The 24,723-nt window shown below is 70.8% G+C and carries 18 protein-coding genes; 8 read left to right on the forward strand and 10 right to left on the reverse strand.

Features of this window, described 5'->3' with window-relative positions:
• Nucleotides 1-40: 40 nt before the first annotated feature.
• Entirely contained in the window at nt 41-1,633 is a 1,593-nt protein-coding gene (locus LL946_RS02855; protein ID WP_404384588.1) for a succinic semialdehyde dehydrogenase, read from the reverse strand.
• An 88-nt stretch (nt 1,634-1,721) separates the two neighbouring features.
• Nucleotides 1,722-2,843 carry a GuaB3 family IMP dehydrogenase-related protein gene (locus tag LL946_RS02860; RefSeq protein ID WP_404384590.1) on the reverse strand — a complete coding sequence of 374 codons (1,122 nt, stop codon included), beginning with the start codon at nt 2,841-2,843 and terminating at the stop codon, nt 1,722-1,724.
• 152 nt (nt 2,844-2,995) lie between these two features.
• Between LL946_RS02860 and LL946_RS02865 the strand changes: the two genes are divergently transcribed.
• From LL946_RS02865 to LL946_RS02875, 3 genes are all read left to right on the forward strand, one after another.
• Nucleotides 2,996-6,220 (forward strand): M36 family metallopeptidase, encoded by a 3,225-nt coding sequence (locus LL946_RS02865; RefSeq protein WP_404384592.1) that lies wholly within the window; start codon nt 2,996-2,998, stop codon nt 6,218-6,220.
• Between the two features lie 211 nt (nt 6,221-6,431).
• Complete coding sequence (locus LL946_RS02870; RefSeq protein WP_404384594.1) at nt 6,432-8,060, forward strand: DHA2 family efflux MFS transporter permease subunit; 1,629 nt, start codon at nt 6,432-6,434, stop codon at nt 8,058-8,060.
• Nucleotides 8,061-8,175: 115 nt separating this feature from the next.
• Nucleotides 8,176-9,207, forward strand: a complete 1,032-nt coding sequence (locus LL946_RS02875; RefSeq protein ID WP_404384596.1) for a P1 family peptidase — start codon at nt 8,176-8,178, stop codon at nt 9,205-9,207.
• A gap of 11 nt (nt 9,208-9,218) precedes the next feature.
• Here the strand turns inward: LL946_RS02875 and LL946_RS02880 are convergent, their stop codons facing one another.
• Together LL946_RS02880 and guaB are read right to left on the reverse strand one after the other, a co-directional pair.
• The gene (locus tag LL946_RS02880) at nt 9,219-9,383 is read right to left on the reverse strand and encodes a hypothetical protein (protein ID WP_404384598.1); all 165 of its coding nucleotides are present in this window, start codon (nt 9,381-9,383) and stop codon (nt 9,219-9,221) included.
• A 47-nt stretch (nt 9,384-9,430) separates the two neighbouring features.
• Nucleotides 9,431-11,047 (reverse strand): IMP dehydrogenase, encoded by a 1,617-nt coding sequence (gene guaB / locus LL946_RS02885; RefSeq protein WP_404384600.1) that lies wholly within the window; start codon nt 11,045-11,047, stop codon nt 9,431-9,433.
• A 246-nt stretch (nt 11,048-11,293) separates the two neighbouring features.
• On the opposite strand from guaB, the gene LL946_RS02890 reads away from it, so the two are divergent.
• A complete protein-coding gene (locus tag LL946_RS02890) occupies nt 11,294-11,581 on the forward strand; it encodes a WhiB family transcriptional regulator (RefSeq protein WP_404384602.1) in 288 nt (95 codons plus the stop codon).
• A gap of 152 nt (nt 11,582-11,733) precedes the next feature.
• Here the strand turns inward: LL946_RS02890 and LL946_RS02895 are convergent, their stop codons facing one another.
• Nucleotides 11,734-12,423, reverse strand: coding sequence for an aspartate/glutamate racemase family protein (locus tag LL946_RS02895; RefSeq protein ID WP_404384604.1), 690 nt, complete (start codon nt 12,421-12,423; stop codon nt 11,734-11,736).
• A 45-nt stretch (nt 12,424-12,468) separates the two neighbouring features.
• Between LL946_RS02895 and LL946_RS02900 the strand changes: the two genes are divergently transcribed.
• Nucleotides 12,469-12,690 (forward strand): RNA-binding S4 domain-containing protein, encoded by a 222-nt coding sequence (locus tag LL946_RS02900; RefSeq protein ID WP_404384606.1) that lies wholly within the window; start codon nt 12,469-12,471, stop codon nt 12,688-12,690.
• On the opposite strand, the gene LL946_RS02905 is transcribed toward LL946_RS02900, so the two are convergent.
• Nucleotides 12,687-13,280 carry a TetR/AcrR family transcriptional regulator gene (locus LL946_RS02905; protein ID WP_404384608.1) on the reverse strand — a complete coding sequence of 198 codons (594 nt, stop codon included), beginning with the start codon at nt 13,278-13,280 and terminating at the stop codon, nt 12,687-12,689. The two genes, LL946_RS02900 and LL946_RS02905, sit on opposite strands and share 4 nt — an antisense overlap.
• 100 nt (nt 13,281-13,380) lie before the next feature.
• On the opposite strand from LL946_RS02905, the gene LL946_RS02910 reads away from it, so the two are divergent.
• The gene (locus LL946_RS02910; protein ID WP_404384610.1) at nt 13,381-14,040 is read left to right on the forward strand and encodes a hypothetical protein; all 660 of its coding nucleotides are present in this window, start codon (nt 13,381-13,383) and stop codon (nt 14,038-14,040) included.
• On the opposite strand, the gene LL946_RS02915 is transcribed toward LL946_RS02910, so the two are convergent.
• The gene (locus LL946_RS02915; protein WP_404384612.1) at nt 14,012-15,052 is read right to left on the reverse strand and encodes a class I mannose-6-phosphate isomerase; all 1,041 of its coding nucleotides are present in this window, start codon (nt 15,050-15,052) and stop codon (nt 14,012-14,014) included. The two genes, LL946_RS02910 and LL946_RS02915, sit on opposite strands and share 29 nt — an antisense overlap.
• Nucleotides 15,049-16,053 carry a LacI family DNA-binding transcriptional regulator gene (locus tag LL946_RS02920; RefSeq protein WP_404384614.1) on the reverse strand — a complete coding sequence of 335 codons (1,005 nt, stop codon included), beginning with the start codon at nt 16,051-16,053 and terminating at the stop codon, nt 15,049-15,051. Before LL946_RS02920 ends, LL946_RS02915 begins: the two co-directional genes overlap by 4 nt.
• 245 nt (nt 16,054-16,298) lie before the next feature.
• Between LL946_RS02920 and LL946_RS02925 the strand changes: the two genes are divergently transcribed.
• Nucleotides 16,299-21,386 (forward strand): GH92 family glycosyl hydrolase, encoded by a 5,088-nt coding sequence (locus LL946_RS02925; RefSeq protein WP_404384616.1) that lies wholly within the window; start codon nt 16,299-16,301, stop codon nt 21,384-21,386.
• Between the two features lie 156 nt (nt 21,387-21,542).
• Here LL946_RS02925 and groL read toward each other — a convergent pair whose 3' ends face one another.
• Nucleotides 21,543-23,168 (reverse strand): chaperonin GroEL, encoded by a 1,626-nt coding sequence (groL, locus tag LL946_RS02930; RefSeq protein ID WP_404384618.1) that lies wholly within the window; start codon nt 23,166-23,168, stop codon nt 21,543-21,545.
• A gap of 134 nt (nt 23,169-23,302) precedes the next feature.
• Complete coding sequence (groES, locus tag LL946_RS02935; protein ID WP_404384620.1) at nt 23,303-23,596, reverse strand: co-chaperone GroES; 294 nt, start codon at nt 23,594-23,596, stop codon at nt 23,303-23,305.
• A 274-nt stretch (nt 23,597-23,870) separates the two neighbouring features.
• On the opposite strand from groES, the gene LL946_RS02940 reads away from it, so the two are divergent.
• Nucleotides 23,871-24,701, forward strand: a complete 831-nt coding sequence (locus LL946_RS02940; protein ID WP_404384622.1) for a GNAT family N-acetyltransferase — start codon at nt 23,871-23,873, stop codon at nt 24,699-24,701.
• The last annotated feature ends 22 nt before the right edge of the window (nt 24,702-24,723 follow it).

A 24,723-nucleotide genomic window follows, 5' to 3' on the forward strand; every position in this document is an offset into this window, starting at 1 on the left:
GCCCGTGCGGCGGCGGAGTCGGTGCCGGTCACCTCAGCGGTCACCTGAGCCCCATCGCCTTGAAGGCGCGCAGGGCGAGCGTGAGCCCCTGGGTGTAGCGCTCCTGCGAGACACCGGGCAGGCCGGCCATGGGGCCTGCCAGGTGCTGGGCCGTGACGTTCTGGGCCTCGGTGTACTTGAGGATGCCCTCGCGCCCGTGCCGGCGACCGATGCCGGAGGCCTTCATGCCGCCCATCGGCGCACCGGTGCTGGCCCACGCCGGGATGTAGGCGTCGTTGATGTTGACCGTCCCGGTTCGGATACGCGAGGCGATCCGGCGCGCCCGGCGCACGTCACGGCTCCACACCGAGGCGTTGAGGCCGTACTCGGTGTCGTTGGCGAGGGTGATCGCCTCCTCGTCGGAGTCGACCTCGTAGACGGACACGAGGGGGCCGAAGGTCTCGCCGTCGCGGCACTCCATCTCGGGAGTGACACCGGAGAGCACGGTCGGCTCGTAGACGAACGGTCCGATGTCGGGGCGGGCACGACCACCGGCGAGGACGATTGCCCCCTTGGCCCGCGCGTCCTCGACGTGTCGGGTGACCGTGTCGACCTGGTCCTGGCTGACGAGTGAGCCCATGTCGAGGCCGTACTCGAGCGCGGTGCCGAGACGCATGGCCTCGACCGCCTCGACGAACGAGGTGACGAACTCGCCGTAGACGTCGCGGTGGACGATGAGGCGCTCGGCACTGATGCAGACCTGTCCGGCGCCGCTGAAGCAGGCCCGCAGGGCGCCGGCGACCGCCTTGGGGACGTCGGCGTCCGCCGCGACGTACATCGAGTTCTTGCCGCCGAGCTCGAGGCTGAACCCCACGAGCCGCTGGGCCGCGGCGACGCCGACGCTCCGACCGGTGGGCGTCGAGCCGGTGTAGCAGACGTAGTCCGCCTGGTCCACGACGGCCTGTCCGGTCGAGGAGCCCGGACCGAGCACCACCTGGAGCACTCCCTCGGGCAGGCCCGCCTGGACGAGCAGGTCGTGCGCCGCCAGGGCCGTGAGCGAGGTCCGCTGGTCGGGGCGCAGCACGACGGCGTTGCCGGCCATGAGGGCCGGGAGCGCGTCGGTGATGGCGAGGATGAGCGGGAAGTTCCACGGAGAGACGATGCCGACGACACCCTTGGGCAGGTGGCTCACCACGGTCTGGGTGATGACGGGGAAGACCCCCATCGGGTGCTCGTCGCGCAGGTACGACGACGCCCGGCGCGCGTAGTGCCGCGCGGTGTTGGCCGTGTCGGCGATCTCGGCGAACGCGTCGTGGCGGGTCTTGCCGCTCTCGAGCTGGATGAGGTCGAGCAGCTCGACCTGTCGCTCGAGGACGAGGTCGTGGAACCGGAGCAGGATCCCGGCGCGCTGCGACAGCGTGGTGCGCTCCCAGGCGCGCTGGGCGGTGCGCGCCGTGGCGACGGCGACCGTGACGTCCTGCGGCGTCGAGACCGGAAGGGACGCGAGCGGGGCGCCGGTCATCGGCGTGTGGCTGACGTGCTGCTCGGCTCCCGGCCCGGCGACGACGCGAGCGGCGAGCCTGCGGGCTCGGCTCGGGTCCACGGCATACGTGGCGGTGGGGTCGAGCTCCGGGTCTGCGATGACGTCGGCCATTACCCGAGGGTAACCAACGCGACGCGCTCAGGACAGATCGCGTCGGGGTGACCTGCGACCCACCGCCGCGATCACGGGGCGGGTCCGCTCAGCCGCCCTCGTAGGGCGCGACGACGACCTCGACCCGCTGGAAGTCCTTGAGCTCGGTGTAGCCAGTCGTCGCCATGGCGCGGCGCAGGGCACCGACGAGGTTGGTCGTGCCGTCGGCGACCTTGCTCGGGCCGAACAGCACCTCCTCGAGCGAGGCGACGGCGCCGACCTCGACCCGCTCGCCGCGGGGCAGCTCGGGGTGGTGCGCCTCGGGCCCCCAGTGGAACCCGCGACCGGGAGCCTCGGTGGCCCGGGCCAGGGCGGCACCGAGCATCACCGCGTCGGCGCCGCACGCGACGGCCTTGACGATGTCGCCGCTCGTCCCGACGCCACCGTCGGCGATGACGTGGACGTAGCGCCCACCGCTCTCGTCGAGGTAGTCACGGCGCGCGGCCGCGACGTCGGCGATGGCCGAGGCCATCGGCGCGTGGATCCCGAGCGTGCGCCGGGTCGTGTGGGCAGCACCGCCGCCGAAGCCGACGAGCACACCCGCGGCGCCCGTGCGCATGAGGTGCAGGGCAGCCGAGTAGGACGCGGCGCCACCGACGATGACCGGGACGTCGAGCTCGTAGATGAAGCGCTTGAGGTTGAGCGGCTCCGCGCGGCTGGACACGTGCTCGGCGGAGACCGTGGTCCCGCGGATGACGAAGAGGTCGACGCCCGCGTCGACGACGGTCTTCCAGAGCTGCTGGGTGCGCTGCGGCGTGAGGGCGCCAGCCACCGTGACGCCGGCGTCGCGGATCGCACGCAGCCGCTCGACGATGAGCTCCGGGACGATCTCCGCCGTGTAGATCTCCTGCATCCGCGCGGTCGCGAGGGCGGGCTCGAGGGTCGCGATCTCCGCCAGCAGGGGGGCCGGGTCCTCGTAGCGGGTCCACAGGCCCTCGAGGTCGAGCACCGGCAGGCCACCGTGCTTGCCGAAGGCCACCGCGGTCTCGGGCGACATCACCGAGTCCATCGGCGCCCCGATCACCGGGAGGTCGAAGTGGTAGGCGTCGATCTGCCACCCCACGGACACTTCCTCGGGGTCGCGCGTGCGGCGCGACGGCACCACGGCGATGTCGTCGAAGGAGTACGCGCGCCTGGCCCGCTTGCCACGTCCGATATCGATCTCGTTCACGCGTGCAGCCTAACGGGACCCTCACGACGTGAAGCACATCACGTTCCTGTTGTGATTTCCGTCAGTAACCAGAAAACTGGTCGGTGCCCAGCGTCGGGCGCCCCTGCGGTGGCGCACCCCTACCCGGCGCCCCATCGAAGGGACACACCCCCATGGCACAACCCCCTGCCCTCGCCACCGGGATCCTCGCGATCTGCCTCACCACGGCTGCCGCGACCGGCGTCGCCGCGTCCGCGCCCGCGAGCACCCCCCTCCCGTCGACGCTCACCGACGCCGTCGATGCGCTCACCACCACCCTGGACACCCGCGCGGTGACCGAGCCCGTCGTCCCGGCCGCGGCGACGGCCAAGGCCGCCTCGGCCCTGCTCTCATCCTCCGGCAAGGGCGCCCGCGCCAGCTGGGACCCGCGCTTCGGCACGCTGCGATCGCTGCGCGGGCCCGCTCCCCTCACCGGAGCCCGTGAAGGCTCCGCCGTCGAGGTCGCCCGGGGCTGGCTGCGCGAGCACGCTGCCGCGCTCGGGCTGAGCACCGCCCAGGTCGACTCGCTCGCGCTCGTCCGCGACCACACCCTGCCGGGCACCGGCACCCACACGGTCAACCTCGTCCAGACGACCTCCGGGGTCGCAGCGGTCCGTGGCGGCCGGCTCAACGTCGCCGTCACCAAGGACGGCGAGATCCTCTCGTATGCCGGTGACCCGACTCCCGGGACCACGCTCACTTCGGCATGGGTCCTCGGCGAGGGCGGCGCGCTCCTGGCCGCGGCCAAGCAGCTCGCCCCCGGGACGGCATACACGCCGAAGGCCGACGGCGCGAAGGCTGGTTACACGACGTTCGCCAAGGGTCCGTTCGGCGGCCCGTCGTACGCCAAGAAGGGCACGTTCGGTACGCGCAACGGTCCGGTGGCGGCCTACAAGGTGTACTTCATCAAGAGCCCGAGCGAGGCCTGGGAGGTCGTCGTCGACGGCACGACCGGCAAGGTCCTCTACCGGGCGAGCGTCGTCCAGTTCGAGGGCGACCCGGAGGGCACGGTCTACGACAACTACCCGGGAGCGGCCAAGGGCGGCACCCCCCGGGTGCACTCCTTCGGGGCGAAGCCCGAGTCGCCCAAGGGCTGGGTCGACCCGACCGGCGTCGCCGGCACCGGTGTCACGACCCTCGGCAACAACGCCGACGCCTACGCCAACTGGTCGAACTTCATCGGGCCGGTGGACAACGCGCCCCGCCCGGTCGCGCCCGACGGCCGCTTCAACTACACCTTCACCGACGCGTGGCAGACCTCCAAGGGCGCGACCGTCCCGCCGTCCTACGCCGAGGACCTCGACCCGGCCGCGACGAACCTCTTCCACCACCACAACCGGATCCACGACGACTACTACCGCCTGGGCTTCACCGAGTCCGGCGGCAACTTCCAGGTCGACAACGGCGACAAGGGCGGCCTGGGTGGGGACGCGATCCGCGGCCTCGTCCAGGCCGGCGCGGCCTCGGGCGGCGCGCCCACGTACACCGGGCGCGACAACGCCTACATGCTCACGCTCGACGACGGCATCCCGCCGTGGAGCGGCATGTTCCTGTGGGAGCCCATCGACGACGCGTTCGAGGGCCCGCACCGCGACGGCTCGTTCGACATGAGCGTCATCCAGCACGAGTACAGCCACGGCCTCTCGAACCGCTACGTCGCCGGCGGCGGTGCGCTCGGCTCGCACCAGGCCGGCTCGATGGGTGAGGGCTGGGGAGACTGGTACGCCCTCAACCACGCCCAGGTCACCGGCCTCGAGCCCACACGTGCGGTCGTCGGCGCCTACGCCACCGGCAACGAGAAGCGCGGCATCCGCAACTACGACTTCAACGTCAACCCCAACACCTTCGGCGACATGGGGTACGACCTCACCGGGCCGGAGGTCCACGCCGACGGCGAGATCTGGACCGCCGTGCTCTGGGACCTGCACAGGTCCCTCGTCAAGAAGCACGGGCTGGCCCAGGGTGGTGAGATCGCCGCCCGCCTCGTCACCGACGGCATGCCGCTCACGGCGCCGGACCCGTCCTTCCTCGACGCCCGCGACGCCATCCTCACCGCGGACCTGGACCGCAACCACGGCGAGAACACCGACCTCATCTGGTCGGCCTTCGCCAAGCGGGGTGCGGGCCTGAGCGCCGTGTCGGCGGGCGGTGACGACACCGATCCCCAGCCCGCCTTCGACCACCCGGCGTCGGCGAGCAACGGCACCGTCGCGCTCACGGTCGTCAACGCCACGAACGGCAAGCCCGTCCCGAACGCCAAGGTCATCCTCGGCGTCTTCGAGGCCCGGGTCAGCCCCCTCGCCCGCACCGGCTCGACCGGTGGAGCGAGCGTCAAGGCCGTCGCGGGGAGCTACCCGTTGACGATCCAGGCGCCAGGCTTCGGGGTCCAGACGATCGAGGGCTTCTCGGTCACGGCCGGGCGCAACACCGCCAAGGTCGTCAAGCTCGCCCCGAACCTCGCCTCGACCGCTGCCGGCGCGACGATCGTCGACGTCTCCAGCCAGGACGACGGCGCACCGGCGAAGTTCGCGCTGGACGACACCGCTGCCTCGGTGTGGGCCACCAAGGAGGGGACGGCGGCATACAACGCCGGACCGGACGAGCGGCTCACCGTCAGGCTCGCGGCACCGGCGACGGTGAGCAGCGTGCGGGTCAGCGCCTTCAAGGCGACCAACGCCTCGCGCTTCGCGGCGCTCAAGGGGTTCACCGTCCAGACGTCGACCGACGGCGTCACGTGGACGACCGCGCGCACCGGGTCGTTCGGCTACCAGGCGCCGCGACCCACCGCGGCGGACCTCAACTACGTCACCTTCCCGCTCACCAAGCCGGTCAAGGCGAGCCACGTCCGGTTCTTCGTCGACTCGGTGCAGGGCGACACGACCAAGCAGGCGCAGGTCGCAGAGGTCCAGGTGTTCGGCAGCGGTGCGGTCGTCGAGAACGGCAGCGTGACTCCCGACCCGACCTACACCGACTCGGGCACCATCACGGCACCCAACCCTGCCGCCGGTGACCCGACCGGTCTCGCCAACGTCTACGGCGTCACCGGCACCGAGCTCACCACGACGTGCACCTTCCCGCCGGCCAGCCAGGGCGCCGACGCCTGGGTGACGAAGTTCTCCGCCGGCTTCTCCGACGGGTTGCACTCCGTGTCGGTCAAGGGCACGAGCGCGGCGGACGACACGCTCGGGCACGACCTCGACCTGTACTTCGTCGACAGCGCCTGCCAGCCCACCGGCTCGGCCGCGTCGTCGGCAGCGGACGAGTCGGCGGTCATCCCGCCGGGCACGGTCTACCTCATCACCCAGCTCTACACCGGGGCCGACGTCGACGTCGCCGTCACGGCGGTCGACAACCGCTGACCCCCGGCGCGCCTGCGCACACCGCCGCGACCCCCGTCCCTCCTGGGCGGGGGTCGTGGCGAGCCCGGCGGGCGATCGTCCGAGCAGATCGGGCACGCAACAAGAAAGTGGCGTCGAGGGTTCGGCGGAGAGCACAATGCTCCGTGCGGGCGTTCCCGCGTGCCGGCAATGGAGCCGACCTCCCCACCCATTGCTTGAGGAGACACCACTCTTGTCCAGTCCTGCCCACACCGAGTACCCCGACAAGATCGATGGTGCCGTCCTGAAGATCGCGGGTGTCGTCGTCCTCGGCGCCATCATGTCGATCCTCGACATCACCGTGGTCAACGTCGCGCTGCCGGAGCTGCAGACGACGTTCACCGGCGCCGACGACCCGCTTCCGTACTCCACGGTCGCCTGGACCGTCACGGCCTACACGCTGGCCCTGGCCACCGTCATCCCGCTGACCGGCTGGGCCGCCGACCGCTTCGGCACCAAGCGCCTCTACATGCTCGCCCTCGGCCTCTTCACCATCGGCTCCGTCCTCTGCGCCGCGGCGACGAGCATCAACATGCTCATCCTGTTCCGCGTCATCCAGGGTCTCGGTGGAGGCCTGCTCATGCCACTCGGGATGACGATCATGACCAAGGCCGCGGGCCCGGCCCGCATGGGCCGCCTCATGGCGATCCTCGGCATCCCGATGCTGCTCGGCCCCATCGGTGGCCCCATCCTCGGCGGCTGGCTCATCGACACCGTGTCGTGGCACTGGATCTTCCTCATCAACCTGCCGCTCGGCCTCGGCGCGCTCGCCTACGCAGGGTGGGCCCTGCCCAAGGACGCCCCCGAGCCCAGCGAGTCCTTCGACTTCGTCGGCATGCTCCTCATGAGCCCGGGTCTCGCCGCGTTCCTCTACGGCATCTCGTCGATCCCCGAGGAGGGCTCCATCTCCTCCGCCAAGGTCCTCGGCTTCACCGGCCTCGGCCTCGCCCTCATCGCTGCGTTCGTCGTCTACAGCTTCAAGCCCGAGCACCCGCTGCTCGACCTGCGCCTCTTCGCGAACCGCAACCTCACGTGGTCGGTCATCACGATGTTCATCTTCGCGGGCGCCTTCTTCGGCGGGCTGCTGCTCGTGCCGACCTACCTCCAGACGGTCCGCGGCGAGGGCGCGCTCGACGCCGGCCTGCTCGTCGCCCCACAGGGCATCGGCGCCATGCTCACCATGCCCATCGCCGGAGCGCTCGCCGACAAGTACCCGGTCGGGCGCATCGTGCCGGTCGGCCTGGCGACGATCACCGCCGGCATGTTCGCCCTCACCCGCGTCGACGGCGACACGTCCTACTGGGGCTACCTCATCCCCGTGCTCTTCGTCATGGGGCTCGGCATGGGCGCGACGATGATGCCGCTCATGACCGCGGCGCTGCGGACCCTCACGGCGCACCAGGTGGCTCGCGGCTCGACCCTGCTCAACATCACCCAGCAGGTCGCGAGCTCGATCGGCGTCGCGGTCATCTCGGTCGTGCTCACCAACGGCCTCAAGAACGACGCGCTCGTCTCGCAGGCCACGGCGTTCGGCGAGGCGTCCAAGGCCAACCCGAACGACCCGTCGCTGCTCCAGCAGTTCCCGCTCGTCGGCGAGATCCTCGCCCGCTTCGGCAACGACGTGGCGGCCGGCCAGGCGGCGCTGCAGAGCGCGGTTCAGAACGCCATGGGCGAGGTCTTCGGCAGCACCTTCCTCGTCGCCGCGATCATGGTCGCGTTCACGCTCGTGTCGGCGGCGTTCCTCCCGCGCAAGCACGAGGAGAGCCACCTGCTCGACGAGGAGGACGCGGCCGAGGTCGCCCCTCCGGCGATCCTGCACTGACCCGACCGCACCACCCCCGACTTATTGCCAGTTGTGGCCCATCTCGGGTCGGCTCGCCGCCGGCTCGGGCGCCACAACTGGCAATAAGTCGTTCTGGGGTCGGCATGCTGGGGACATGGAGCCACCCCGCCGCGGACCCCTCAACGCCATCACGGACGTCCCCGGCATCCGGGTCGGCCACGTCACCCGCGACGAGCCGGGCTGGCTCACCGGCGTCACGGTCGTCGTGCCGCCCGAGGGCACGGTCGGCGGCGTCGACGTCCGTGGCGGTGCGCCCGGCACCCGCGAGACCGACGTGCTCGACCCCACGTGTCTCGTCGACCGGGTCGACGCGGTGGTCCTCGCCGGTGGGAGCGCCTTCGGCCTGGCGAGCGCGGACGGGGTCCTGCGGGAGGCGTATGCCGCCGGGCTCGGCTGGCCGGTCGGCGACCCGGGCGAGGTGGTCCCGCTCGTGCCCGCCGCCGTGGTCTTCGACCTCGGTCGCGGCGGTGACTTCGGGAACGTGCCGTCGGCGCAGGACGGCGCCCGCGCCTGGCACGAGGCGCGCGAGGGCGGGGTCGAGCAGGGGGCGGTGGGCGCCGGCACCGGGGCGCGCTCCGGTGGGCTGCGGGGCGGGGTCGGCACGGCGAGCGCCGTCGTCGACGGGGTCACCGTCGGGGCCCTGATGGTCGTCAACGCGATGGGCTCACCGTGCGCTCCTGACGGCAGCCTGTATGCCGTCCGCTCCGGTCTCGCGGACGAGTTCGACAACGTGCCTGCGTCCGATCCTGCTGCGGCACAGGGCTACTGGGCTGAGCAGGCGAGGGCCTTCGACGCCCTGCGGGCCGGGACGGCCACGGTCATCGGCGTCGTGGCGACCGACGCCCTCCTCACCAAGGTGCAGTGCCGCAAGCTTGCCGAGGTGAGCCACGACGGACTGGCGCGGGCCGTCTCGCCGGTGCACACGGCATACGACGGGGATGCGATCTTCACACTCGCGACCGGTGACGGCGAGGCCCCCGACGAGCTCGACCTCGTCCGCATCCAGGCCGTGGCGGCGGACTGCGTCGCCAGGGCGGTCGGGCACGCCATGCTGGCGGCGACGTCGGTCGACCGCACCGCCGACGGCGGGATCGCGCTCGACTCGTGGCGCGACCGCCTGACGTGAGGGGCGAAGGGTCAGCCGAAGGGGCGGATCATGAACTCCGTGTCGACGTCGCGACCGCCGGTGGGGTCCGGCGGGGGCGTCGTCTCGAGCGAGGTCACCATCTGGTCCGGCGTGATCCGCGGCAGGTCCACGTGCACGCGCTTCTCGAGGTCGCGGTGCTGCTCGGTGTCGGGCATGAAGGCTCCTGCCGGTCGTCGGTCACCCCAGTGTGACGTCACGCAGGTCAGCGTGAGGAGTAGTTCGGCGCCTCGACGATGCCCGTGATGTCGTGCGGGTGGCTCTCCTTGAGACCCGCCGTCGTGATCCGCACGAAGCGGCCCTTGGCCTTGAGGTCCGGCACGGTGCGGGCTCCGACGTAGAACATCGACTGGTGCAGGCCGCCGACGAGCTGGTGGGTGACGGCGCCGACGGGTCCGCGGTAGGCGACCTGGCCCTCGATGCCCTCGGGGACGATCTTGTCGTCGCTCGTGACGTCGGCCTGGAAGTAGCGGTCCTTGGAGTAGGACTTCTTGCCGCGCGAGCTCATGGCGGCGAGCGAGCCCATGCCGCGGTAGGCCTTGAACTGCTTGCCGTTGATGAACACGAGCTCACCGGGCGACTCCTCGCAGCCGGCGAAGAGCGAGCCGATCATCACCGAGTCGGCGCCGGCGACGAGCGCCTTGGCGATGTCGCCGGAGTACTGGAGGCCACCGTCGCCGATGAGCGGGACGCCGGCCGGGCCGCAGGCCAGCGCGGCGTTGTGGATGGCCGTGACCTGGGGGACGCCGACGCCGGCGACGACGCGGGTCGTGCAGATGGAGCCCGGGCCGACGCCGACCTTGACGCCGTCGACACCGGCGTCAATGAGCGCCTGCGCGCCGCTGCGGGTGGCGATGTTGCCGCCGATGACCTGGACGTGGCGGGTGGCCGGGTCCTTCTTGACCCGCTCGATCATCTCGAGGAGCAGGCGGGCGTGGCCGTGGGCGGTGTCGACGACGAGGACGTCGACCCCGGCGTCGATGAGGGTGGTGGCGCGCTGCCAGGCCTCGCCGAAGTAGCCGACGGCCGCACCGACGAGGAGCCGACCCGAGCCGTCCTTGCTCGCGTGCGGGAACTGCTCGGACTTGACGAAGTCCTTGACGGTGATGAGTCCGGTGAGTCGACCCTGGTCGTCGACGAGGGGCAGGCGCTCGCGCTTGTGCTGGCGGAGCAGGCTGGTGGCCTCGTCGCTGCTGATGTCCTCGGAGCCGGTGATGAGCGGCATGTGCGTCATGACGTCACGGACGAGCGTCGTCCCCCACTCGGCGACGGGGGTGAAGCGCAGGTCGCGGTTGGTGACGATCCCGAGGAGGTGCATCCCCGGGTCGACGACCGGCAGGCCGGACACGCGGTAGCGGCCGCACTCCTCGTCGAGCTCCTCGAGGGTGGCGTCCGGACCGATCGTCACCGGGTTGGAGATCCGTCCGGTCTGGGTGCGCTTGACGAGGTCGACCTGGTAGGCCTGGTCCTCGATCGACAGGTTGCGGTGCAGGATCCCGAGCCCGCCCTGGCGCGCCATGGCGATCGCCATGCGCGCCTCGGTCACGGTGTCCATCGCCGCGGAGACCAGCGGCACCCGCAGGCTGATCTCACGGGTCAGGCGCGAGGTCGTGTCGACCTCGCTGGGGATGACGTCGGTCTCGCCCGGCTGGAGCAGCACGTCGTCGTAGGTGAGACCCAGCTCGGCGAAGGGTGCCGGGAGGCCCGATGCTCCCAGCTCGGCAGCGGCGCTCGCGGCGGGGACGTGGGGTGCGGGGATCGCAGGCGGCGGAGCGGCGGACTCGGCCTCGAGGTGGGTGGGGCGGTCGACACCAAGGCTCATCCAGCAAGTCTAGGGCAGCGGAACGGAGCCGCCGAAACGGCGGCCACGGGCTGACCCTCCACCGGCGCCGCGAGTGCTGAGCACCTCGGCTGACCTGCGGAGTCACGTCCGAGGAGTGGACTTTGCCAAATTCTTACTTGTCTCAGACCCTCGCCTTGCCAAGCGGTTCCTAGCCTGACACTGCCCACGAGGGGTGCTGCGACGAAGGCCTGCCGACGACTCGGCCGGCCACGGACAGGAGGGGACATGACTGACATCGCACGACTGCCCAAGCCGACACTCGATGTCTGGGAGTGGCAGTTCGAGGGTCACTGCCGTCAGGTGAGCCCCGAGGTCTTCTTCCACCCCGAGGGCGAGCGCGGCAACCAGCGACGCAGTCGCGACGACCGGGCCAAGGCCGTGTGCGACTCCTGCCCGGTGCTCCGCCGCTGCCGAGAGCACGCCCTCGCCTCGCGCGAGCCCTACGGGGTCTGGGGCGGCATGACCGAGGACGAGAGGATCCGCATCCTCAACCAACGTGAGCTCGCGAGCTGACCGCCGTCGCCACGAGTGAACGAACCGCCGGGTGGCTGGGAGTGACCAGGGACATTCCCAGCCATCCGGCACAGGGTGCCGGGTGGCTGGGACGGATCAGGGTGTGAACTCCCAGCCACCTGTGCACGCCGGGACGCCTTCTCCGGACGGCGTCAGCCGAGCATGAACCTCACGCCGGCGTCGGCATGGATCTGCGTGGTGTCGTACTGCGGCAGGACGCCGTCGCCCGGCCCCAGCAGGAGCCCGAGCTCGGTGCAGCCCAGGATCACCGCGTCAGCGCCGCGCTGCGCGAGCCGGTCGACGACACCGAGGTAGGCGTCACGCGACTCCGGCCGGACGACGTCGCGGACGAGCTCGTCGTAGATCACGCGGTGGACCGTGCCACGGTCCTCCTCCTCCGGGACGAGGACGTCGATCCCCCTCGCGGCGAGCCGGCCGGTGTAGAAGTCCTGCTCCATCGTGAAGGCGGTGGCGAGCAGCCCGACCCGGGTCACTCCATCGGCGACGATCGCGTCCGCCGTCGCGTCGGCGATGTGCAGCAGCGGCAGCCCGCACGCCTCCTCCAGCTCGTCGGCCACCTTGTGCATCGTGTTGGTGGCCAGCAGCAGCGCCTCGGCGCCGCCGCGCTCGAGCCCCCGGCCCGCCTCGGCGAGGACCGCCAGGGTCGCGTCCCAGTCCCCCTCGTGCTGGGCCTGGGCGATCGGTGCGAAGTCGACACTGTGCAGCAGCAGCCGCGCCGAGTGCAGCCCGCCGAGCTGCTCGGCCACGCCGCGGTTGAGCAGCCGGTAGTAGCTCTCCGTGCTCGTCCAGCTCATCCCGCCGAGGACTCCCAGCATGCGCATGCAGGGCACCCTAGGCCACGATGGGCGAGACCTATCCTTGACGACGTGACCCCCATCGAGATCCCCATCGCCGGCGAGAGCATCCGCCTGGGCCAGCTCCTCAAGTTCGCCTCGGTCGTCGAGGACGGGGCCGACGCCCGCGCCGTCATCGAGGCCGGCGAGGTCGAGGTCAACGGCGAGGTCGACACCCGGCGTGGTCGTCAGGTGCGGCCCGGCGACACGGTCACCTACAGCGGTGAGACCTTCGCCGTCATCCAGGAGCCCTAGGGGCGCGGTCGCGTCGACCGGGTCGGCGAGACGAAGGGCACGAGGACGTCGTCGACGATCTCGATGACGAGGTCGTCGTCGATGGGGTCGCCACTGACGAGCAGGCGGTGCCACAGCACGCTCTGGCCCAGCTCTCGCGCGAGGTGAACGGGGACGTCCGCGCGCACGTCCCCCCGCTCGACGCCGCGGGCGAGCATGGCCGCCATCTCCTCCTTGCGGTAGCCGATGACGTCTGTGCGCAGGGTCTCGGCGAGCTCCTCGTCCTGCACCGACGCCGCGACGACACCGCGCAGGATCGCGGCCTGCGGCCCCGTGAACAGGGCCGCCCAGCCGCGCAGCACGGCGAGCATGTCACCGCGATAGCTGCCGGTGTCCTCGTGTGGGATCGCGGACCTCGCGACACCGAGGAGGGTGTCGCGCAACAGAGCACGGCTGCCCGGCCAGCGCCGGTAGAGCACCGCCTTGCTCGTCTGCGCGGTCGTCGCCACCGCCTCCATGGTCACCGCCGCCGGGCCACCCCGGGCGAGCAGCTCGAGCGTCGCGGCCCGGATCGCGTCGTCGAGCTCGGCACCGCGCCTGCGCGTCGTCACGTTCACCGTCACCTCTCATCAAGAAACGCTTGCGTTTCTTAAACTGTGGGCCTATCGTCGGAGCCATACAAGAAACGCCACCGTACCCTATGGAGTCGTCATGTCGCTTCCCGTCCTCTTCCCGCTCCGCAGCACCGGAACCGCAACCGTCCGCCATACCGAGGCTCGGCACGGACGCCGGCGGATCACCATCGACCACCGGCCCCTCACCGGCGTGACGCCGGCGATGCTGCTCGACTGGTTCACCCACCTCGACGGGACGATCTCCTACGGCGGCGAGACGGTCCCGCGCTACCTCGCCTGGCACCCGATCGACCACATCCGGTGGGAGCTCGACCGGCCCGCCCCCGGAGGTGGGGCGGGCGAGGGCGCCCGCTTCCGCATCGTCGAGGTCTTCGGCGCCCACCCCGAATACGCCATCGACGTCGTGGACCGCGTCGAGAAGCTCGACGAGAGCGGCATCCGGCTGGTGACGCGCGTCGCCGGGGTCATCGCCGTGCAGCTCGAACACACCTGGTCCCCCGGTGTCGACGGCACGCACTACGTCACCGTGATGGACCTGGGCGCGCGCAGCGCCCTCATGTCGCCGGTGAACGCGCACCTGCGTCGACGGTTCCCCGACGACATGGCGCGCGCCTGGGTGCGGCACAACATCGAGGAGGTGGGGCAGCTGGAGCACCTCCTCCCCCAGCTGGCGGCTGAGAGCGCAGCGCCCCTCGTGAGCCGGGCGGCTAGGCCTGAGGCGGCATGCACCGGATGAGCGTCACGTCGCCGCTCACGGTGACGTCACCGGCGGCGTGCGGCACGAGCAGGACGTCGCCGGCGCGGACCTCACGGGTGCCGTGCCCGGACGTGAGCGTGCCGGCCCCGCTGACCACGACCACAGCCGCGTATGCCGCGTCGACCGTGACGTCGCCCGTCACCGGCCGCACGACCTCGGCACGGAAGTAGGCGCTGGCCTCGTCCGGGAGTGCCGGACCGGAACCCTCGACGTCGCTCCACCTCCGTCGGAGGGAGGCGATTCGGGCCGAGTCGACCGGGCCGTGGTCGACGCTCCGGAGCGCCAGCGGCCGGTCGAGGCCGAGGAAGGCGTGCTCGAGATCGAGCCCGAAGCGCTGGTGCTCCAGCATCACCGAGAAGTCGGTGGGCTCCTGCAGCTCGAGGATGAGGACGCCCTCGCCGATGGCGTGGGGCTGGCCGGCAGGGACGAGGACGGCATCGCCCGCGGTGACCTCGATGGGGTTGAGGGCGGCGAGGAGCCGCTCGTCCTGGGCGTCGACGAGCCCCGCCAGCTCGTCGGGTGACAGCTCGTCCCGGAAGCCGACCCAGACAGTGGCGCCCGGCTCGGCCACGAGGACGATCCAGGCCTCGGTCTTGCCGTGGTCACAGTCGAGGTGGGCCGTTGCGAACTCCCGGCTCGGGTGCGAGTGGACCGGCAGCCGCTCACCGCTGTCGAGCAGCTTGGTGAGCAGGTTGGGGTCGCCACCGAAGCGGGCCGCGTGACCCTCACCGAACCAGCCGAGCGGATCCGCGTCGAACGCCTCGGGCAGCTCGGTGCCGCCCTCGAGCGTCGTCACTCCCCCGCCGCCCTCGGCGAAGAGCCGCGCCGTGGAACCCACCCAGTCCTCGGGTCGGTGGCCGTCGAACCCGTCGGGCACCTCGAGCCCTCGGAAGGCGAGGATCCGCTCACCCCCGCGGTAGAACCGCCGTGGCGTGTTGAGCGCCAGCGCAGCGGTTGCGGCGGTCGCCGCGGTGGTCGAGGTGTCGGTCATGGGAGAGCCTTCCGTGCTCGGATGGATGCGGGCAGCCGGCCGGACTCGCGGACGATGAGCCGGGTGGGCATGACCACGGTCTGGGCCGGCGACTCGTCGCCGAGCAGCCGCGCGAAGAGCTGGAGCACGGCCTTCTGCCCGATCGAGGTGGGGTCCTGGTGGACGACGGTGACCGACGGCTCGATGAGGTCGGCGAGCTCGAAGTCGTCGTAGCCGACGAGACCCATCTCGACGCCGACCTGCCGCATCGCGTGCAGGGCGGCGAGGGTGACGCGGTTGTTGCCGGTGATCACCGCGGTGATCGGGGTGCGCTCGCGCGACCATGCGTCGAACCGGGTCGCGAGCGTCTCGACGGTGTGCGGGCCCATCGCGATGCGGGTGTCGCCCGGGAGGCCGAGCGCCTCGTGGATCGAGACGAAGGCCTCGCGGCGCTGGCGTGCCGTCCAGAACTCGGCGTCGTCGCCGAGGAAGGCGATGCGCCGGTGGCCGTTGGCGACGAGGTGCTCGACCGCGCTGCGCACCCCTCCGGGGTTGTCGCTGATGACGGTGTCGCAGGGTTCGCCACGCACGGGCCGGTCGACGTAGACGATGGGCGTACCGCTCGCCGACACGGTGGGGTCGGTGGCCGGGCGCTCGCCCGCGGGGACGACGACGAGGCCGTCGACCCGCCGGTTGATGAGCCCCTCGAGGACGACGCGCTCCCGGGTCGGTGAGCCCTCTGCGGACGCCGTGATGAGCTGGTGCTGGCGGATGCGCGCCTCACGCTCGACGGCCGCCCCGATCTGCGAGTAGAAGGGGTTGGCGAGGTCCTCGACGACGAGCGCGATCGTCTGGGTGCGTCCCTGGCGCAGGATGCGGGCGCCGTCGTGGCGCATGAAGCCGATGCGGTCGATGACGCCGCGCACGCGCAGCTCGGTGTCGCGCCGCACACCCGGCTCCCGGTTGACGACGCGCGAGACCGTCTTGACGGAGACGTGCGCCTCCGCGGCCACGTCCGCCATGGTCGGTCGTGCCGATGTCCGCTTGCCTGACAACGCTGTCACAGGTCGAATCTCACCAAACTCCGTGGCTGGAGGCAACGTGGAGCACGGCGCGCTCCCTCGTGGCTCGCATCCTTGTCCGATCTCCTGTCCTCACCGGACAAGGATGGGATCTCGCCTTGCGGGGCACACGGCATACGGACAGGGTCGGGTGGACGTCGGTCAAGGGTGACCGACCTTGCGTGGGCGACGAGCCCGGAGGAAACATGCGCCTGACGAACGCCATCCCACGAGGGCTGACAGCCGGAGCCCTTGCCCTCGCACTCGGCGGTGCCACAGCCGCCGGTGCCCAGGCCTCACCACCGGCAGCCGCGCCGGCTGAGGCGGCCGCTGCCGCGGAGGGGTCCGCCTGGTCGACCTCCTTCGAGGCGGGCCAGCCGCAGCCGCTCGTGTCGACCGTCGAGGTCGACGGCTCGGGGCCGCGCCAGCAGAACGTCACCGGCGGCGTCGCCGCCGACGGCAGCCTGATGGGCTCGGTCACCGCCATCACCGCGAGCGCCGAGAACGCCCCGGGTGAGGTCGCCGCGAACCTCACCGACGCCAACCCGGACACCAAGTGGCTCGCCTTCGCCACGACCGGCTGGGTCCGCTACCAGCTCTCGTCCGCGGAACGCGCGCTGACGTGGTCACTGACCTCCGGGAACGACGCCCCCGAGCGCGACCCGAAGGACGTCACCCTGCGTGGCTCGACGGACGGCACGACGTGGACCGACCTCGACCGCCGCACCGGTCTCGCCTTCGCCTCCCGCGGGCAGAAGCAGACCTTCACCGTGACGACACCCGGTGACTACACGTACTACCGGCTCGACGTCACGGCCAACAACGGCGGTCCCATCGTCCAGCTCGCCGACTGGGGCCTCTACGGCGAGGTCGACTCGAGCGAGCCGCAGATCGCCCCGATGGTCTCGACCGTGGGGTCGGGCCCGGCCTCGGGCTTCAACGTCAAGTCGCGCGTCGGGTGGACCGGGGTCAAGGCCCTGCGCTACGGCGGCTCCCACACCGCAGCGGGTCGCGGCTTCGCCTGGAACCGGCTCTTCGACGTCGACGTCCCCGTGGGCGACCGCTCACGGCTCAGCTACAAGATCTTCCCGGACATGGTCACCGGTGACCTGAGCTACCCGTCGACCTACACCGCGGTCGACCTGCGCTTCACCGACGGCACCCTCCTCTCCGGGCTCGGCGCCACCGACAGCCACCACACCGCGGCCTCACCGAACGGCCAGGGCGTCGGCAAGATCCTCTACGCCTCCCAGTGGAACTCCGTCAAGATCGAGCTCGGACCCAAGGCGGCTGGCAAGACCATCGACGCGGTCCTGCTCGGCTACGACAACACCGCGGGCCCGACGAAGGAGACGACCTTCGGCGGATGGCTCGACGACGTCTCCGTCGACCCGGCTCCCGCCACCCTCGACCGCTCCAGCCCGACGTATGCCGTCGACGTGCGTCGCGGGACCAACTCCAGCGGGGCCTTCTCCCGCGGCAACAACCTGCCGATCAGCGCCGTCCCCAACGGCTTCACGTTCTTCACCCCCGTGACGAACGCGAACTCGCAGTCGTGGCAGTACTACTACCAGCAGGGCAACAACGCCCAGAACCGCCCGACGCTCCAGGGACTCGGGATCTCGCACGAGCCCTCCCCGTGGATGGGTGACCGCAACCAGATGTCCGTCATGCCCTCGATCAACCAGGGCATCCCGACCGGAAGCGCCTCGGGCCGCCAGCTCGCGTTCGACCACGACGACGAGGTCGCCCGCCCCGACCACTACCGGGTCCACCTCGACGGCGGGATCACCGCCGAGACGGCGCCCGCCGACCACGGCGGCGTATACCGGTTCACCTTCCCCGAGGGTGTCCCGACCGGCAGCCTCGTCGTCGACACGGTCGACAACAACGGCACCTTCACCGTCGACCCCGCCACCGGCACCATGACGGGCTGGGTCGACAACGGCAGCGGCCTCTCCGTCGGGCGCAGCCGGATGTTCGTCCACGGCACCTTCGACCGCGGCGCGACCGCGACCGGCGTGGCACCGAACGGGCACACCGGCACCCGCTACGCGAAGTTCGACACGAGCACCGACCGCGACGTGGAGCTGCGACTGGCCACCTCGTTCATCTCCCTCGACCAGGCCCGGGCCAACCACGGCCTCGAGCTCGTCGGACGCTCGTTCAACGACGTCCAGGGTGCCGCCAAGGCCATGTGGGACAAGCGGCTCAACGTCGTCGAGGTGGAGGGTGCCAACGAGTCCGAGGTGCGCACCCTGTACTCGAACCTCTACCGCCTCAACCTCTACCCGAACAGCCAGTTCGAGAACACCGGCACCGCGTCGGCGCCTCGCTACCAGTACGCCAGCCCGGTGTCGGCCAAGACCGGCAGCGCCACGGCCACCACGACCAACGCCGCCATCAAGGACGGCAAGATCTACGTCAACAACGGCTTCTGGGACACCTACCGCACCGTGTGGCCGGCCTACTCGCTGCTCTACCCCGAGATCGCGGCGGAGATCGCCGACGGCTTCGTCCAGCAGTACCGTGACGGCGGCTGGGTCGCGCGCTGGTCCTCCCCGGGCTACGCCGACCTCATGACCGGCACGAGCTCGGACGTCTCCTTCGCCGATGCGTTCGTCAAGGGTGTCGCGCTGCCGGACAAGGTCGGCACGTACGACGCAGCCCTCAGGAACGCCACCGTGCTGCCCCCGTCGTCGGGTGTCGGCCGCAAGGGACTGGCCACCTCGCAGTTCCTCGGCTTCACGCCGGACAGCACCCACGAGAGCGTGTCGTGGGGTCTCGAGGGCCTCGTCAACGACTTCGGCATCGGCAACCAGGCCGCGAAGCTCGCCACCGACCCGAGCGTTCCCGCCGCACGTCAGGCCGCGCTCAAGGAGGAGTCCGAGTACTTCCTCAAGCGGTCGACGTCGTACACGAACCACTTCGACCCCAAGACCGGGTTCCTCCGGGTGCGCCAGGCCAACGGTGAGTTCGCGCCGAACTTCGACCCTGAGGTCTGGGGTGGCGGCTACACCGAGACCAACGGGTGGAACTTCGCCTTCCACGCGCCGCACGACGGCAACGGGCTCGCCAACCTCCTCGGCGGTCGCCAGGCGATGGCCGACAAGCTCGACGAGTTCTTCACGACTCCCGAGACGGGCACCAAGCCCGGCAGCTACGGCGGGATCATCCACGAGATCATCGAGGCACGCGACGTCCGCATGGGCATGTTCGGGATGAGCAACCAGGTCTCGCACCACATCCCCTACATGTACAACTGGACCGGCCAGCAGTCGAAGACGGCCGAGAAGGTGCGCGAGATCCTGCGCCGTCTCTACGTCGGTGGCGAGATCGGCCAGGGCTACCCCGGCGACGAGGACAACGGCGAGCAGTCGGCATGGAACACCCTCTCCTCGCTCGGCATCTACCCGCTCCAGGTGGGTTCGGCGCAGTGGGCCGTCGGCTCACCGAAGTTCACCAAGATGACGGTCCACCGCACGCAGGGCGACCTCGTCGTCAACGCGCCGGCGAACTCCGAGAAGAACATCTACGTGCAGAAGCTCACCATCAACGGTGAGGGCCACAAGGGTGTCTCCATCCCGCACAGCAAGCTCGCGGGCGCGACGACGATCGACTTCGCCATGGGGTCCTCGCCGTCGGACTACGGCACCCAGCCCAACGCCGCTCCCCCGTCGCTGACCAAGCAGGACGCCATGCCGGCTCCCCTGCGTGACGCCACGGGCCCGAGCCGCGGCACAGCCACCGCACCCGGCGCGACGAACGCCGCCGCGCTGTTCGACAACACGTCGACCACCGCGACGACGTTCAGCACCGCCACCCCGACGGTCACCTACGCCCTCTCGGGCATCGGCCAGCGCGCCTCCTTCTACACGCTCACCAACGGAGCCGCCGCCGGCGAGCCCACCGCGTGGCGGGTCGAGGGCCAGCGCAACGGCAACTGGGAGACCATCGACACCCGCAGCGGCCAGGCCTTCACCTGGCGGACGCAGACGCGCCCGTTCAAGATCGCCGCACCGGGCACCTACACGGCATACCGGATCGTCGTGACGGCAAGCACCGGGACGCCCACGCTGTCCGAGGTCGAGTTCCTCACCGACGGCTCGTTCGCCGCGAACAGCGGGATCAAGGTCTCCGCCTCGAGCACCCTCGACGCGGTCGAGGGCCAGCCGGTCAGCGGCGTCGTCGGGACCTTCTCGGGCGGCAACGGCACCTCGGCGGGCGACTACACCGCCACCATCGCGTGGGGTGATGGCACCAGCTCGACGGGCACCATCACGGCGGGCGAGCTCGGGTCCTACACGGTCCGGGGCGAGCACACCTACGCCGAGCCGGGCTACTACGCGACCGTGGTGACCGTCAAGGACGCCAAGGACGCCAAGGGCGAGGCCAGCGGTACGGGCGGTGCGACCATCCACCAGGCGGTCGTCCCCTCCTACGCCTCGGGCTTCAACCTCGTGTGCATTGGCAACCCCGGCCAGGAGGTCCCCTGTGACGGCGGCGAGGCGGGCGTGTCCCGTCCGGCCCTCGTCGAGGCCGGGGCCTCCCCCGGGAAGCTCCTCACCGTCCCCGGGACCGACCTGCGGTACTCGATGCCGGCCATCCCGGCCGGTGAGAACGACAACGCCACCGGTGCCGGCCAGACCCTGCCGGTGACCCTGGCCCCGGGCGCCACCCAGCTGAGCCTCATCGGCACGGCGACCCAGAAGGACCAGGACACCACCGGGACGGTGACGTTCACGGACGGGACGAGCACGGCATACAAGATCCAGTACGGCGACTGGTGCGGCTCGGCGAAGTTCGGCAACACGATCGCGGTCGAGATGACCTCTCGGCTCAACGGGACGAGCACGGACGGCTGCCACCTCAAGCTGTTCGCGACCGCACCGCTGACGATCCCCGCGGGCAAGACCGTGGCATCGGTGACCCTGCCGACGCAGACGGGCGACCCCCAGTCGGCCGGCCGGATCCACGTGTTCTCGGTCGCCGACAACGGCACCCCGCTCGCGGTCATCCCCGCGACGGGCGTGAGCGCCAAGGCCGGCACGGCCTCGACAGTGACGCTCGGGACGGTCTCCGGCGGCGTGCCCGCCGAGGGCGGCTACACGGCCCGCGTGTCCTGGGGTGACGGCAGCGCCACCTCCGACGCGACGGTGACCGTCGCGGCCGACGGCACGGCAACGCTCAGCGGCTCGCACACGTGGGCGAGCGCCGGCACCTACTCGGTGCGGGTCCTCGTCGGCGACAGCCGCAACGACACCCTCGCCACGGTGACCGTCACGGTCACCTGACCCCGACTGATTGCCAGTTCCAGCGCGGTCCGGATCGGCGGACCAGCCGCCAGCGGCGCTGGAACTGGCAATCAGTGGCGAAACAGAGTCAGAAACGCGTATGCCGCGTGCTTCCCCGGAGGGAGGCACGCGGCATACGCGTTGGTGGAGCAGGCCTCAGTGGCTGTGGCCGTGACCGCCGTGGGCGTGGCCCTGGGCGTTGCCCTCCTCGTCGAGCTTCTTCTCGACGACGAGCGTGTCCGTGGTGAGGACCATCGACGCGATCGACGCGGCGTTGCGCAGGGCGGAGCGGGTCACCTTCACCGGGTCGATGACGCCAGCCTTGATGAGGTCCTCGTACTCGCCCGTGGCGGCGTTGAGGCCCATGCCCGGCTCGAGCTCGGAGACCTTGGCGACGGCGACGTAGCCCTGGAGACCGGCGTTCTCGGCGATCCAGCGCAGCGGCTCGGCCGCGGCCTTCTGCACGATGGCGGCGCCGACCTTCTCGTCGCCCTCGAGGCCGAGGGCGTCGATGACCTTGACGGCCTGGATGAGGGCCGAGCCGCCACCGGCGACGATGCCCTCCTCGATGGCCGCGCGGGTCGCCGAGATGGCGTCCTCGATGCGGTGCTTCTTCTCCTTGAGCTCGACCTCGGTGTGGGCACCGACCTTGATGACGCAGACGCCACCGGCGAGCTTGGCGAGGCGCTCCTGGAGCTTCTCGCGGTCCCAGTCGGAGTCGGTGCGCTCGATCTCGGCCTTGATCTGGTTGACCCGGCCGTCGACCTCGGCGGAGTCGCCCGAGCCGTCGATGATCGTCGTGTTGTCCTTGGTGACGACGACGCGGCGGGCCTGGCCCAGGACCGTGAGGTCGGCCTGGTCGAGCTTGAGCCCGACCTCCTCGGCGATGACCTGGCCGCCGGTGAGGACGGCCATGTCCTGGAGCATCGCCTTGCGGCGGTCGCCGAAGCCGGGAGCCTTGACCGCGACGACGTTGAACGTGCCGCGGATCTTGTTGACGACGAGAGTCGAGAGGGCCTCACCGTCGATGTCCTCGGCAATGATGAGCAGCGGCTTGCCGGACTGCACGACCTTCTCGAGCACCGGGAGGACGTCGGCGATCGCCGAGATCTTGCCCTGGTTGATGAGGACGTAGGCGTCCTCGAGGACGGCCTCCATGCGCTCGGGGTCGGAGACGAAGTAGGGCGAGATGTAGCCCTTGTCGAACTGCATGCCCTCGGTGAACTCGAGCTCGGTGGCGGCGGTCGAGGACTCCTCGACGGTGATGACGCCGTCCTTGCCGACCTTGTCGAAGGCCTCGGCGATCGTCGCGCCGATCTCCTTGTCCTGGGCGGACAGGGAGGCGACGGAGGCGATCTCGTCCTTGCCGTCGACATCGCGGGCGGTCTCGAGCAGCTTGTCGGACACGGCCTCGACGGCCTTGTCCATGCCGCGCTTGAGACCCGCGGGGGCCGCACCGGCGGTGACGTTGCGCAGGCCCTCGCGGACCATGGCCTGGGCGAGCACGGTCGCGGTCGTCGTGCCGTCACCGGCGACGTCGTTGGTCTTGGTCGCGACCTCCTTGGCGAGCTGGGCGCCGAGGTTCTCGTAGGCGTCCTCGAGCTCGATCTCACGGGCGATGGTCACGCCGTCGTTGGTGATCGTGGGGGCGCCCCACTTCTTGTCGATGACGACGTTGCGGCCCTTGGGGCCGAGCGTCACCTTGACGGCGTTGGCGAGGGCGTCGACGCCACGCTCGAGCGCCTTGCGGGCGGAGTCGTTGAACTCCAGTTCCTTGGCCATGAATGTCCTTCAGTAGTCAGAGGGCAGCGACCGGGTCGCTGTGGTCCTGGGGTGCTGATGCACGTATGCCGTGGGCTCACCGTGGGAGGCGGGCCCACGGCATACGCGGTGGTTCAGATGAGCCGAGGGCTCAGTCAGCCGACGACTGCGAGGACGTCGCGGGCGCTCAGGATGAGGTACTCCTGGCCGCCGTGCTTGACCTCGGTGCCGCCGTACTTGCTGTAGATGACGCGGTCGCCGACGTTGACGTCGAGCGGGACGCGGTTGCCGTTGTCGTCGATGCGACCGGGGCCGACCGCGAGGACCTCGCCCTCCTGGGGCTTCTCCTTCGCGGTGTCCGGGATGACGAGACCGGACGCCGTGGTCTGCTCGGCCTCGAGCGACTTGATGACGATGCGGTCCTCGAGCGGCTTGATGGAAACCGACACTGTGTGACCTCCCCTTTGGGATGAGTCGAAGGTGGACAAATGGAGTTTGCGCGCTGCAGGGCAGCAGTGCGGGGGTCCGAATCGCCGTCGCGGGGGTCGAGCCGGTCCGCCTGCGCTGGCACTCACCGGGGGCGAGTGCCAATACCCCAAATCTAGGTCTCCGCTGGCACTCGGTCAACCTGAGTGCCAAACCGCGGTGCCGTGTTCGCCGAGGGCGCACCGGCCCGTCAAATGTGGTTGCAGCCGGCAGGGGTCGACCGGGATGCTCACGCGCATGACCGACGTCGACCACTCCGCCCTCTTCGCCGCCTACGACACCCAGCTGCGACGCGAGGGCGAGGTCTACCCCGCCTCGAGCGTGACGCCGCTCGGACCCCTGCTGCTCGCGACGTTCGGCACGACCCGGGGCTTCATCACCTACGCCACCCTCGACACCGAGGACGGACCGGCCACCACCGACTCGGTCCGAGAGCTGGTGACGGGCGCACTCGAGCACTTCCGGAGCCGGCCGGAGATCCGCCAGGTCGAGTGGAAGTCGCGGGGCCACGACCACGCGCCCGGGCTGCACGAGGCGCTGGTCGCGGCCGGCTTCGTGCCCGAGGAGGCCGAGTCCGTCATGGTCGGCGACGCCCGGCTCCTCGCGATCGACGTCGAGGTGCCCGAGGGCGTGACCGTGCGACAGGTCCGGGACGAGGCGGACGTGCGCGCGATGATGGAGGTCGCGGGCGAGATCTTCGGCGACGACGCCGAGACCACGCAGGCGATGACCGACGAGCTGCTCACCCGGCTGCGCGAGGGTGACCCTGTCGAGCTCTGGGTGGCCGCGGTCGACGGACAGATCGTCAGCACCGGCCGGCTCGAGCCCGTCGACGGCACGGAGTTCGCGGGGGTCTGGGGCGGGGCGACCCGGCCCGAGTTCCGGGGCCGCGGGATCTACCGTGCCCTCACCGCGGCCCGGGCCCGGTCGGCGATCGCCCATGGGAAGCGGTGGATCAACAGCGACTCGACCGAGTTCTCGCGCCCGATCCTCGAGCGGTCCGGGCTGGTCAGGGTCACGACGACCACGCCCTACGTGTGGAAGCGCACGGCTGCGGACACAGATTGATCTCGATTGTGTGACATCCGGC

The organism is Knoellia locipacati (genome assembly GCF_044791685.1).
In the GTDB taxonomy this organism is placed as follows: Bacteria; Actinomycetota; Actinomycetes; order Actinomycetales; family Dermatophilaceae; genus Knoellia; species Knoellia locipacati_A.

Bases quoted from the DNA above. Each gene is read 5' to 3' on its own strand.
- LL946_RS02865 (WP_404384592.1), top strand. From the start codon at position 2,996: ATGGCACAACCCCCTGCCCTCGCCACCGGGATCCTCGCGATCTGCCTC.
- LL946_RS02895 (WP_404384604.1), bottom strand. From the start codon at position 12,423: ATGCGCATGCTGGGAGTCCTCGGCGGGATGAGCTGGACGAGCACGGAG.
- LL946_RS02880 (WP_404384598.1), bottom strand. From the start codon at position 9,383: ATGCCCGACACCGAGCAGCACCGCGACCTCGAGAAGCGCGTGCACGTG.
- LL946_RS02855 (WP_404384588.1), bottom strand. From the start codon at position 1,633: ATGGCCGACGTCATCGCAGACCCGGAGCTCGACCCCACCGCCACGTAT.
- LL946_RS02915 (WP_404384612.1), bottom strand. From the start codon at position 15,052: ATGACCGACACCTCGACCACCGCGGCGACCGCCGCAACCGCTGCGCTG.
- LL946_RS02920 (WP_404384614.1), bottom strand. From the start codon at position 16,053: ATGGCGGACGTGGCCGCGGAGGCGCACGTCTCCGTCAAGACGGTCTCG.
- LL946_RS02875 (WP_404384596.1), top strand. From the start codon at position 8,176: ATGGAGCCACCCCGCCGCGGACCCCTCAACGCCATCACGGACGTCCCC.
- LL946_RS02940 (WP_404384622.1), top strand. From the start codon at position 23,871: ATGACCGACGTCGACCACTCCGCCCTCTTCGCCGCCTACGACACCCAG.
- LL946_RS02910 (WP_404384610.1), top strand. From the start codon at position 13,381: ATGTCGCTTCCCGTCCTCTTCCCGCTCCGCAGCACCGGAACCGCAACC.
- guaB (WP_404384600.1), bottom strand. From the start codon at position 11,047: ATGAGCCTTGGTGTCGACCGCCCCACCCACCTCGAGGCCGAGTCCGCC.
- LL946_RS02925 (WP_404384616.1), top strand. From the start codon at position 16,299: ATGCGCCTGACGAACGCCATCCCACGAGGGCTGACAGCCGGAGCCCTT.
- groL (WP_404384618.1), bottom strand. From the start codon at position 23,168: ATGGCCAAGGAACTGGAGTTCAACGACTCCGCCCGCAAGGCGCTCGAG.
- LL946_RS02890 (WP_404384602.1), top strand. From the start codon at position 11,294: ATGACTGACATCGCACGACTGCCCAAGCCGACACTCGATGTCTGGGAG.